The organism is Phenylobacterium sp. (assembly GCF_044372605.1).
In the GTDB taxonomy this organism is placed as follows: domain Bacteria; phylum Pseudomonadota; class Alphaproteobacteria; order Caulobacterales; family Caulobacteraceae; genus Phenylobacterium.
Genome location: NZ_JBILRO010000095.1, coordinates 1 through 11,207 on the forward strand (window position 1 = coordinate 1; position 11,207 = coordinate 11,207).

The 11,207-nt window shown below is 64.7% G+C and carries 11 protein-coding genes and 1 tRNA gene; 2 read left to right on the plus strand and 10 right to left on the minus strand.

Annotation, left to right across the window (positions count from 1 at the left end; genetic code table 11):
- The 8 genes from ACIQ42_RS09540 to ACIQ42_RS09575 form a co-directional block, all read right to left on the minus strand.
- Positions 1–222: TetR family transcriptional regulator (locus tag ACIQ42_RS09540; RefSeq protein ID WP_397421967.1), on the minus strand; the 222-nt coding region annotated here is incomplete at its 3' end.
- A gap of 12 nt (positions 223–234) precedes the next feature.
- A complete protein-coding gene (locus ACIQ42_RS09545; RefSeq protein ID WP_397421968.1) occupies positions 235–1,251 on the minus strand; it encodes an aromatic ring-hydroxylating dioxygenase subunit alpha in 1,017 nt (338 codons plus the stop codon).
- Between the two features lie 861 nt (positions 1,252–2,112).
- Entirely contained in the window at positions 2,113–3,210 is a 1,098-nt protein-coding gene (locus tag ACIQ42_RS09550; RefSeq protein ID WP_397421969.1) for a PEPxxWA-CTERM sorting domain-containing protein, read from the minus strand.
- Between the two features lie 645 nt (positions 3,211–3,855).
- Positions 3,856–4,617, minus strand: coding sequence for an LPS export ABC transporter ATP-binding protein (lptB, locus tag ACIQ42_RS09555; protein WP_397421970.1), 762 nt, complete (start codon positions 4,615–4,617; stop codon positions 3,856–3,858).
- On the minus strand, positions 4,614–5,177 hold the full coding sequence (locus ACIQ42_RS09560) for an LptA/OstA family protein (RefSeq protein ID WP_397421971.1): 564 nt from the start codon (positions 5,175–5,177) through the stop codon (positions 4,614–4,616). Before ACIQ42_RS09560 ends, lptB begins: the two co-directional genes overlap by 4 nt.
- Before the next feature lie 23 nt (positions 5,178–5,200).
- The gene (gene lptC / locus ACIQ42_RS09565; RefSeq protein WP_397421972.1) at positions 5,201–5,818 is read right to left on the minus strand and encodes an LPS export ABC transporter periplasmic protein LptC; all 618 of its coding nucleotides are present in this window, start codon (positions 5,816–5,818) and stop codon (positions 5,201–5,203) included.
- A 30-nt stretch (positions 5,819–5,848) separates the two neighbouring features.
- On the minus strand, positions 5,849–6,466 hold the full coding sequence (locus tag ACIQ42_RS09570) for a ribonuclease D (RefSeq protein WP_397421973.1): 618 nt from the start codon (positions 6,464–6,466) through the stop codon (positions 5,849–5,851).
- A gap of 50 nt (positions 6,467–6,516) precedes the next feature.
- Positions 6,517–6,603 (minus strand) — tRNA-Leu (locus tag ACIQ42_RS09575).
- 120 nt (positions 6,604–6,723) lie between these two features.
- Here ACIQ42_RS09575 and ACIQ42_RS09580 point away from each other — a divergent pair.
- Positions 6,724–7,704 (plus strand): complex I NDUFA9 subunit family protein, encoded by a 981-nt coding sequence (locus tag ACIQ42_RS09580; protein ID WP_397421974.1) that lies wholly within the window; start codon positions 6,724–6,726, stop codon positions 7,702–7,704.
- Between the two features lie 122 nt (positions 7,705–7,826).
- Here the strand turns inward: ACIQ42_RS09580 and ACIQ42_RS09585 are convergent, their stop codons facing one another.
- Both ACIQ42_RS09585 and ACIQ42_RS09590 read right to left on the minus strand, forming a co-directional pair.
- On the minus strand, positions 7,827–8,627 hold the full coding sequence (locus ACIQ42_RS09585; RefSeq protein WP_397421975.1) for an undecaprenyl-diphosphate phosphatase: 801 nt from the start codon (positions 8,625–8,627) through the stop codon (positions 7,827–7,829).
- Between the two features lie 81 nt (positions 8,628–8,708).
- Positions 8,709–9,872 (minus strand): citrate synthase, encoded by a 1,164-nt coding sequence (locus ACIQ42_RS09590; protein ID WP_397421976.1) that lies wholly within the window; start codon positions 9,870–9,872, stop codon positions 8,709–8,711.
- A gap of 81 nt (positions 9,873–9,953) precedes the next feature.
- On the opposite strand from ACIQ42_RS09590, the gene ACIQ42_RS09595 reads away from it, so the two are divergent.
- A complete protein-coding gene (locus ACIQ42_RS09595) occupies positions 9,954–11,027 on the plus strand; it encodes a citrate synthase/methylcitrate synthase (RefSeq protein ID WP_397421977.1) in 1,074 nt (357 codons plus the stop codon).
- Positions 11,028–11,207: the final 180 nt, after the last annotated feature.

An 11,207-nucleotide genomic window follows, 5' to 3' on the forward strand; every position in this document is an offset into this window, starting at 1 on the left:
GAGAGCCGCCAGGATCAGCGCCCGCCGGCCGCCGAAATAATAGTGAACGGCTCCGGTGTTTCGGGCGCCTGCCTGTTCGCCGATCTCCCTCAGGGAAACGCCGTGGAGACCGCGCTCGGCGAACATGATGATCGCAGTTTCGACAAGCCGCTCGCGGGTCGCAAGCGCATCGGCCCTCAGTCGGCGCGGCGCAGCCGCCTGTTTTTCCAGTCCAGCAGTCATGGTGCGGCGGGTTTAGCCGGGCGGCAGCCTTTTCGCCATGTAGTCATGGAAAAGTTCAAGCGGGCGCTCAAGGTCGGAGAGCGGGCCAAGGCCTGCGAGCCGGCTTTGCGTCCCCCGCCATACACGCTCCATGAGGGGAATGTCCTCGCGGTGGATGCGATCAATCACCGCGCGAAGCCCATCGATCAGAGCCGCGTCTGCCGCCAGCGATGGATCCACGATGAGATACATTCGAAGGTCGAAATACCCCTCGTCCCTGACAATGATCCGTGGCCAGACCACAACAGGTAGCGGATCCTGGACTGCGAAGGCGAGAAGCGGGAACAGCGTGAAGACCGTGAACGTCCCCTGTTCGGGATCGACCGGATGGCGAAGCTCGGCATAGTTCTCGCCGGTATCGACCGCGTATGTCTCGGCGGCCGGCCAGAAGGGCTGCAGCGTCTCCGTGTGGACCGCCAGATGATGATAGGATTCCGAGAAGTTCTCGATCATCAGGGCCCAGTTCCACGGCGAGGGATAATCGATCCAGCCCGCGGTCACCCATGAGCCGATGCCGCGCTCATCGAAACGCGGTTCAAGCGCGTCAAAGCGATGGGCGGGGAACGGGCCTTCGCCTTCAAGCCGGATGAATATCCAGCCCTGCCATTCTGCAACATCGAAGCGCGGCAGATTCTGCGTCTCTGTCAGCGTGCGATGCTCTTTCATGCACGGAGCGCCGACGAACCTTCCGTCCAGCCCGTAGGTCCAGCGATGATACGGGCAGACCAGGGTGCGGGTATTGCCCGAACCGTCCAGAAGCGTCGCCATCCGATGCCGGCAGACATTGGACAGTCCGGCGACGGAGCCGTCTGTCTGACGGACGAGCGCGATCGGTTCAGACAGCATGTCAAAGCTGAGATAGTCGCCAGCTTGCGGGATATCCGAGGATCGCGCGATCGCCAGCCACTCGCGGCGCAGAATGTCGAGTCCTTCCTGACCCGTCATGCGGCGATAGTCATCTGCCGCCCTATCCGGAATCTGGTCGCCCATGCTGTTTCCTCACATCGCATTCCAATCAAGCCCCGGATATAAAGCATTTGATTTATATAGGCGCAACATGATTTTGATGGATGCAGCAGGCCGGTCCGCCAGTCTCGGCGCCTGATCGCCCGGGCCCGGGCTATGCAAAATCACATACCCGATCTGTGAAATCGGTGATCTATGCAGTGTTCAGATTGCGCTACATAGAGGTTGTCCACACGGACAGCCCCGCTCCCCCGGGGTTCCCCGACAAGACCGCAAGGTGTGCCCCATGACCCTCATCCGCTTCGAACGCGCCCTCGACCGTCTCGCCCCGGCGTTCCTGATGGCCCTCGGCCTGATCGCCGCCTTCGGTTCCGCCAGCCTCGGCGCCTGATCCCCCGGGCCTGACCCCAAGTTCCGGACAAGGGCCCCTCGCGGGCCCTTTTTCGTGCCCGCCCGGCGCCTGGCCCGGACAACCGGACACGCGCAGACCGCCGCAACCCGCCCAACCCCACACGCAACCTCCCCCGTCCACGGGGGAGGTGTCGGCTACGCCGACGGAGGGGGCGCTGCCGCCGCACAGGCCCGGGACGTGGGCGCCGCGCCCGCAACCACCCCGCCCGGCTGCCGCCCGCGAGGCGCACCACCCCGCAAACCCCACGGTCAGCCCAAAGTTGGCGGGGAAAGCAGGATGGGAGGTGGGGATTGGCGGACGGTGCGCAGGCAAGGGTCGGGTTGGGGTCAGGAGGGGTCGTTTGCCTCCGGCCCGAAAGCGGACCTCGTGAACTTCCGCAATGGGGGGAAAGCGGTCATGCGCCGGGACCGACCCAGACACAGAAACGCCGCCGATCCTGCGACCGGCGGCGCGTGTCAGTCAGACGCAGAGGTTTATGCGACCACAGCCTTGCGGCGGCGGATCATGGAGCCAGCGGCACCAAAGCCGATGATCATCATCGCCCAGGTGCTGGGCTCAGGCACAGCTGCCCCCTGGGTGATATTGCTGTTCAGGAAGCCCGCACCGACGGAATTCTGTGTGTCCGCGAAGAAGGTGTTCTGCTCATCGTATTGAACGGAGAACGTCTGGGTTGCGTCGAGGAAGCCACTCCGGTTCGAGATGGCCTGTAGCGTGGCGAAATCAACGAAGCTGTCACCCGGATTGATCCTGATCGCGCCGCCACCGCACCTGCTTGAAAGACCGATACTGACGGTGTGCTCACCAGCCTGAAGGCCAGATGAGTTATAACCGCCAGCCGCGAGCGCACCCGAGTTGCAGTCTGCAAAGCTCGATGAAACGCTGGAAACGATGTCTTGGCCGGTGCTGGATGGACTGATCACACTGGTCAGATCCGAAACTCTCATCAAACCGAACGCGACATTCAATGAGCCGTCACCTGCGAATTCGTCTGCGCCAAACGGGCCTGCCACATCGCCGGAAGTGAAGAAATGCAACTGGCCGCTGATGGCCAAATCGATGGCAAGGGAGCCATCATAGGTAAAGCTCTGGAATGCCGTTGCGCTACCACCCGTGCGCGTGTCCGCGCCAGCCACGGACCCGACCCTGACCGTTGGCAGGTAGTCCGCGCCAAAACTGGCCGCAACTGAGCCGGAAGCACCGTTGTTCAGCGAAATGGTTGAACTTGAAAACCCCTGGCCATAGCCGCCAAAGTATTGATGTGGCTGCAGCCTGTTGAAACCGACAACGCAGGCGGCCGGTCCATCAGGACATGGTCGATTTGTGATGATCCCACCGGATCCCTGAACGACGGCGGCCTGTACCGGACCGGACATAACAGCGACGAACAGCGCCGCTGATGCCACACCCACTGCCGCTTTGGGCGAACGTACGATTGCTCCAGTCATACCGCTGAACCATTTTGCATTATGACCCGCACGCGTCTTCGCCACTCCTACAAGCGGGGCGGCCAACGCCTGGTCACCGCAGAAAGCTGCGAACCTAGTCGCCACCGCCAAATTCGTGATGTTCATGGTCTCTACCCACGAGGAAAAAAGCCGAGCTTACGGACCCGAAACGGACCCATCCAGACGATTCAACCAATAGGAAGTATGAGTATTTCGCATCATAATGATTTATCATTTATATGATGACCGCTTGGTCGCCGGAGCTGACAGGTTAACTTCGCCGAGCCACAGAGGCTCCTCCCCGGCCCAGTGATCACGCGGCGGCGGTCGCAGTGTCCCACGTCCGAAAAGCCTGGGCTCGAAGCGTTCGGAGGGACGGTCGGCGGACGAGGTGGGGCTGCAGGTTGAAGGTGTCGTAGATCGAGCCTTAGCTGGAAAGTGACGACTGGGCCTTAGACCCAACACAATCCCCGAAGCCGACGTCGCCAAATGCCGCTCAGGGTCGTTTCTCCCCGTTGGGTTCGGGCCAACAAGCGGGGAATTTCGGTGACAGTTGCAATAACCCCTAATCCATAGTGCCGTTGAACGCTCGCATCCTGGGTTATTGCAACTGTCAGCGAAATTTCGGCGTAGTCCCGGCAAGCCGCCCCGCGCGGTTCCCCGATCGCTCACGCCCCGCCGTTTGTGTCCCGGCACTCGGATTTCGCTGACATCGCGAAATTCTGCGCTTGTCTGCGTTTTCTGCGGCCAACCCTTCCGGCGCAGCCGCGGTCAGGTGAACCGGTCGCCCAGATAGACCCGGCGCACTTCCGGATCGTCGACGATCTCGTCCGGACTGCCCTCGAACAGCACCTCGCCCGCGTGGATGATCGAGGCGCGGTCGATGATGTCCAGGGTCTCGCGGACATTGTGGTCGGTGATCAGGATGCCGATGCCGCGGGTCTTGAGATAGCTGATCACCTCGCGGATGTCGGCGATGGCCAGCGGGTCGATGCCGGCGAACGGTTCGTCCAGCAGCATGAACGACGGCTCCGAGGCCAGGGCGCGTGCGATTTCCACCCGGCGGCGTTCACCGCCGGACAGCGCGATCGCCGGCGAGTCGCGCAGGCGCTCGATGTGCAGTTCTTCCAGCAGCTGGGTGACCGTGGCCCGGGCCTTCTGGTGGTCGCGCTGGCGCAGCTCCACCACCGCCATCACGTTTTCCCAGACGCTCATGCCGCGGAAGATCGAGGTTTCCTGCGGCAGGTAGCCCACGCCCATGCGGGCGCGCTGATACATCGGCTGGGCGGTGATGTTCTCGCCGTCCAGATAGATCGCGCCGTAGTCGGCCGGGATCAGGCCGGTGATCATGTAGAAGCAGGTGGTCTTGCCCGCGCCGTTGGGGCCCAGCAGGCCGGCCACCTCACCGCGACACAGCCTGAGGCTCACGCCCTTGACCACGGGACGGCCGCGGAAGGACTTGCCGATATTGTCGACCACCAGGCCTTCGGAGGGGATGGCGTCGCTGGCGTCTATCCGGTGCGGCGCGTTCATGACGGGGCGTCGGCCTTCTTCTTGGCGGGATAGAAGACGCCGCGTGGCCGCGCGCCCTGGTTCCGGCCCGTGGAGGCGCCCATCATGCGGCCTTCGCCGGTCTCGGTATTGAACACCATGCGGCTGCCGCGCAGCACGTTCTGGCCCTGAACGGCGATGACATCGCCGGTGAGGGTGACGGTCTCGGAACCCACGTCATAGGCGCCCGCGTCGCCGCGCACCCGCTGGTCCTTGCCGGTCACGTAGAAGACCGACCCTTCGGCCTCCAGCCGGATCAGGGCGCCGCAGGCGTTGGCCCCGATGCCGCTGGTCCCGGCCTGGCCCGGCGTCGGCTCGAAGACCGCGCGCAGCAGGTCGGCGCGCAGCCGCGACTGGCCCTGTAGCGCCTCGGCCCGGCCGCGCCAGACCGAGATGCAGGTCTTGTTCTGCACTTCCAGTTCGTCGGCGGTGATGTCCAGCGGCCCGTCGGAATTGGGGCCCAGCCCCTGGGCGAGCGCCGGCGCGCCCGACATGAGGGCAATGGCGACAGCGAGTACGGCGTTGGCGGCTAGCGACGTCATGATGGTCCTATGTTCCGCCCGGATCACTTTTTCGTCTCCAGGCGCGTGCGCACGCCGCCCTTGAAGACCATGCGTTCGCCCTTGCTGTAAACGCCATAGGACTCTGCGCGGATTTCTCCAAGACCTCCCGCGCCCTGAATGGGCCCGGAACCGATAACCTCGCCGGATTTGGTGTCAAACAGCGACGATGCCGTCTCGAAGGTGTTTCTGGCGTCGGCGACGCTGACACCGTTGGTGAGTTCCAGCTTGCCGTCCTGCTCATGGAAGATCCCGTCGACGCCGGTCATCCGCAACAGGTCCGGACCGTTCTCGTCCAGCACGAGGGTCGGCTTCTTCAGGATCACCCGCTGATAGTCCAGCCGGTCCCGCGTGGCCGATTCAGCGGTCAGCACAAAGGCGCGGCCCTTGGTGTCGCGGCCCACAAACCTGGGCGTCAGCAGGCGGATCGGCTCGTCGCCGGCGCCGACGGCGGTCTTGGGCGCGGAATTGAAGGTCGACCAGGCCACGCTGCCGGCCAGCCCCATGAAGATCAGCACGATCACCGCCGGCAGGGCGATCCTCAGCGTGCGGATCAGGCGCGAACGCCGCCGCCAGCGCTCGAAGTCCGCGCGACGGTGCTGGGGCGGGAGCGCGTCAGCCATTGCAGGATCGGTGGTCGTCATCTCGCGCCCTCAGCTGTGAGCGAAGATGTCGACATCTTCCCATCCGGCGACATCAAGCACGGCGCGGTGCGGCAGGAACTCGAAACAGGCGCGCGCCAGATGGTCGCGGCCCTCCCGGACCAGCATCTCGTCCAGGCGAACCCGCAGGGCGTGCAGATGCGCCACGTCCGAGGCGGCGTAGGCGATCTGGTCCGGCGACAGCTTCGCCGCCCCCCAGTCGGAGCTCTGCTGGGCCTTCGACAGATCCACGCCCATCAGCTCCTTGGTCACGTCCTTCAGGCCATGACGGTCGGTGTAGGTGCGGGCCAGCTTCGAGGCGATCTTGGTGCAGTAGACGGGCGCGGTCACCACCCCCAGATGCAGCCAGAACATGGCGATATCAAAACGCCCGAAGTGAAAAATTTTGGTGACCGCCGGATTTGCCAGTAACCTCTTGAGATTGGGCGCGTCGTAGGTCGACCGGTCCAGTTTCACCAGATGCGCATCGCCCGCGCCGTCCGATAATTGCACCACGCACAGCGGATCCCGCCCGAGGCGCAGCCCCATGGTCTCCGAATCGATGGCGACCAGTGTCGCACCGGCCAGGGCCCCGTCGGGGAGGTCACCCTCATGAACGAAAGTCGTCACCTGGCAAAAGATCTCCGAAACCGACGCCACCCTCCATAGTATCTGAGGGGTGGTGCCCAGGAAAGGACTCGAACCTTCACGGCCGTTAAGCCACTGGCACCTGAAGCCAGCGCGTCTACCAATTCCGCCACCTGGGCCCGGTCCGTCGGATCGGGAGGCGGCTACATATGGCGCCGCCTTCACGCGGTCAACGTCGGCTTTTCAAAGCCCTCGGCATTCGCATTGCCCGATGAGGCGTCATCGTCTAATTCGCGAGGATGCAAAACCTCGTCACAGTCTTCGGCGGATCCGGCTTCGTGGGCACGCAAGCCGTGCGATATCTGGCCAAGGCCGGGTGGCGGATCCGGGTCGCCGTGCGCAACCCGAACCTCGCCTACCGCATGCGCCTGCTGGGCGACGTCGGCCAGATCGACGTGGTTCAGGCCAACCTGCGCGACCGGCCGTCTCTGGAACGCGCGCTTGAGGGTGCCACCGCGACGCTCAATCTGGTGGGTCTTCTCTATGAGACAGGGCGACAGGGCTTCCAGGCAGTCCACGTGATGGGCGCGCGGAATGTCGCCGAGGTCAGCCGCGCCATGGGCGTCGAGCGTCTGGTTCAGATGTCGGCGCTCGGTGCCGATGAGAACTCATCGGCAAAGTACGCCCGCACCAAAGCCGAGGCCGAGATCGAGGTCCGGGCGGTCTATCCAGACGCCGCCATCGTGCGCCCGTCCATCGTGTTCGGTCAGGGCGACGGGTTCTTCAACCGCTTCGCCGCCATGGCGCAGCTGAGCCCCGCTCTGCCCCTGATCGGCGGCGGCGCGACGCGGTTCCAGCCGGTGTTTGTGGGCGACGTCGGTCAGGCGCTGGCCCGCATCGTCGGTGACGTGGACAATCCCGGCCAGACCTATGAGTTGGGCGGCCCCGGCGTCTTCACCTTCCGCGAATTGATGGAGATGCTGCTGGTACAGATCGACCAGCGCCGCCTGCTGGCACCTATTCCGTTTTCGGTGGCGGGCCTGCTGGGCAAGGTGGGCGATCTCACAGCGGCTGTGTTGCCGCCGCCGGTGACCTCCGATCAGGTCGAGCTGCTGAAGACCGACAACGTGGTCAGTGGCGTCTATCCCGGTCTCGCCGAACTTGGGATCACCCCGTCGACCCTGGAAGCCATTCTGCCCACCTACCTCTACCGCTACCGCAAGGGCGGGCAGTACGCCGATCAGGAAGACCGGGTGATGGCGGTGCATCCGCAGGGCTGAGACGAGGAGCTAGAGCCTGTCCGGTTCAGATGGAATCATCTGAACCGGATAAACAGGCTCGCTATCAAATCTTTAGAGCACGACGGGCGCTTGAACCGGTATCCACTTCAAGCTGTCGTGCTCTAGGCCCAGGTCAGTAGCCCCAGCCCGACGACGCCAACCACGATCCGGAACCAGCCGAAAGGTGCCAGACCCCGGCTGGTCAGGATCGCCAGCATGGCCCGGATGACCACGATAGCGACGACAAAGGCCACCACGAATCCGATGGCGATCAGCGGCATTGTCTCGTCCGTCAGCTGGGCACGGCTTTCCCAAGCGTCGAGGATGAAGGCGCCCAGCATGGTCGGGATGGCCAGAAAGAAGGTGAACTCCGCCGCCGCGCGTTTCTCCACTCCGAACAGCATGCCGCCGACAATGGTGGCGCCGGACCGCGAGACCCCAGGCACCATCGCCAGCACCTGGAACAGGCCGATCACCAGCGCCTTTTGCCAGGGTAGCTTGAAGGGGTCATCCACGACCGGCTTTGGCGCGATGCGGTCAACGAACAGCAGCACGATGCCGCCAAGGATCAGCGAGATGCACTGGACCTCCGCGCTGGCGAACAGCACGGCCTTGATGAAGTCGTGGAAGATGAGCCCCAGGACAACCGAGGGCGCGAAGGCCACGATCACTGTCAGCGCGAACTGACGCGCCTGGGGGTCGGTCGGCAGGCTCACTACTTGTTTCCAGAGTTTGGTGAAGTAGAGCGCGACCACGGCCAGAATCGCGCCCAGCTGGATCATCACCGCAAAGGTGTCCCAGAACCCGTCCGGCAGACCCATGGCCTTCTTGGCCAGCAGCATCATGCCAGTGGACGAAACCGGGATGAACTCGGTCAGGCCTTCGATGACCGCCAGAATTACAGCGTAGACCCAGTCCGGCACAGCGATACTCCTGCCTCAAACGGCGGCACCCAGAGGTCGCGGATCAGCGTGAACATTCTGTTGATTTTGGGGCTTCGGCGTTCAGGTTCCCTCTGGCTCCGGCCCGATGTACCGCGCCCTAGGACGGATCAAAGTGTCGGCCTGACCCTGCTCGATGGCATGCGCGATCCAGCCGGCGCAGCGGGCGACGGCGAACAGGGCGAACGGCGCATCCCTGGGAAGTTTCAGCGCCTCGCAGGCGGCGATCAAGGCAAAGTCGACGTTGGGCGCCAGTCCGGTCACAGACCAGACAGCGTCCTGTAGTCCCGCCAACTCCGGCGTTGGGGAAAAACGCGCCAGTAGGGCGGCGGCGCGCGGGTCTGCTTCCGGATAGAGGTTGTGACCAAACCCCGGCAGGGCGCGGTCATCGGTCAAGCGCCCGGCGATGGCCTCTCGCGGACCGAGTTGTGCCGCCTCCGCAGCAAACTTCTGAACCGCGGCCGTGGCTCCACCGTGACGGGGTCCGGACAGCGTCGCGAGCCCCGCCAGGGCGGAAGCTGCCAGCGACGCGCCGGTAGATGCCGAAACCCGCGCGGCAAACGCCGAGGCGTTCAGTTCGTGGTCCGCCACCAGAACCAAGATGCGCCGGATCAGGTCGGCGCCGGGACTGCCGGGACCAAGTCCCCACGCGAAAGCCAGCCGGTTATGGATGGCGCCGCCGCCGACCTCGCCGGCAATGGCGTCAGTCAGGACGTCCAGCAGGGTGGCTGCCTCCACGGCCAAAGCCAGCGGCGCGCGACCACGAGCCGGGGGATCTGCCGACGCGCGATCGGCCAGGGCAGCAAATGCGCGGGCTCGCATATCAGACCCCGACGGGGGAGTGGGCCGCTCGGTGCGCTTCAGCGCCACGCCATGGCCGCCGCGCAGCAATCGACCAACCGACTCGAGGGTCTCTGTCTCGGCCAGGCGAATGGCGTCGCGGCCGCGATAGAAAAGCCGGCCGCCGCTGACGGTGGTGATGGCGGACGACAGGACCGGCTCGCCCCAGTTTATGGCCCCGGTCGCCACTTCCGAGACCTTGCGGCTGCGGGACTTGCGTTCGGTCAGCGCGGCGATGTCGGCGGCGCGATAGAGGCTGCGGCGGCTGTCACCCGGATCGGGTCGCACCTGCACACGGCCACGGCTGACATAGGCGTAGAGGGTCTGGGCGCGCACCCCCAGGCGGTCGCGGGCTTCCTCGGCGGAGATCCAGTCAGCGGCAGACATTTATATTGATCACATTGATCAAGATTGACGGCACTATACTGGCGGCGTTTTCCTGCGCTCACAAGAGAGAAGGAGATTGTCATGTCAGATGGATTGGAAGGCGTTGTCGCCGCCGAGACCGTCCTGTCCGAGGTAGACGGCGCCGCCGGCGTTCTGATCATTCGGGGTCGGTCGCTGGACGAACTGGCGGGGCACGCCCATTACGAGGATGTGGTGGCCCTATTGTTCGAGGGCTTCTACCCGGATCTTCCCGCCGATGTCCCGGCGGCCCTGGGCAGAGCCCGCGCCGAAGTATTCGCCGAGGTGTCAGCGCTGGACACCGGTCTACTGGACCGCACGCCCATCGAGGCGATGCGTGCGCTCACCGCCCAGCTGGCGGACGGCGATGATCTCGCGGTCGCGTTCCGGCTGCTGGCGGCGCCGGCGGTGTTCACAGCCGCTGTGGTGCGCGCCCAGTCAGGCGAGGCGCCGGTGGCGCCCGACCCAACGCTCGGGCATTCCGCCGACATCCTGCGGATGTTGCGTGGCAAGCCCGGCAGCAAGGCCGAGGCCGACGCGCTGGATACCTATCTGGTCACGGTCGCTGACCACGGCCTCAATGCCTCGACCTTTGCAGCGCGTGTTGTGGCGTCGACACGGGCGGGCCTGGGATCAGCCGTATTGGCTGGAGTCAGCGCCCTGAAGGGGCCTCTCCACGGCGGCGCGCCCGGTCCGATCATCGAGATGCTGGACGAGATCGGTGAACCGGCCAACGCCAGGGCCTGGATCGAGAGCGCTCTGGCGCGCGGCGACCGGCTGATGGGTTTCGGACATCGAATCTACAAGGTTCGCGACCCACGCGCCGATGCCCTGAAGAGCGCTGTGCGCTGGCTGGACGCCCGTCAAGGACGGCTCGAGTTCGCCGAAGCCGTGGAGGCTGCAGCGCTGGCCATCCTGCGCGAGCACAAGCCCGAGCGATCCCTGCAAACCAATGTCGAGTTCTACACGGCGCTGCTGCTGGAGGCCCTGGATTTCCCGCCCTCAGCCTTCACATGCGTCTTCGCCATGGGTCGCGTCGCTGGCTGGCTTGCCCACGCTCGCGAGCAACTCGCCGGAGGACGGTTGATCCGACCCGCCAGTATCTATGTGGGCCCGATGCCAAAGAAGGCGGCGTAGATCCTGCGAGTCGTTTGCGCTGGCGACCTTTCTCATTGGCGCTAGTTAGGAGGTCATGAGCGCCACCCACGGCATGACCTCCGACGCGACCCTGGCCCTCACCCGGCGGGTGACGCTGATGTCTGTCGCGACGGCTGCTGTCCTGGTCACAATCAAGGCGGCCGCCTGGGTTGCTTCGGA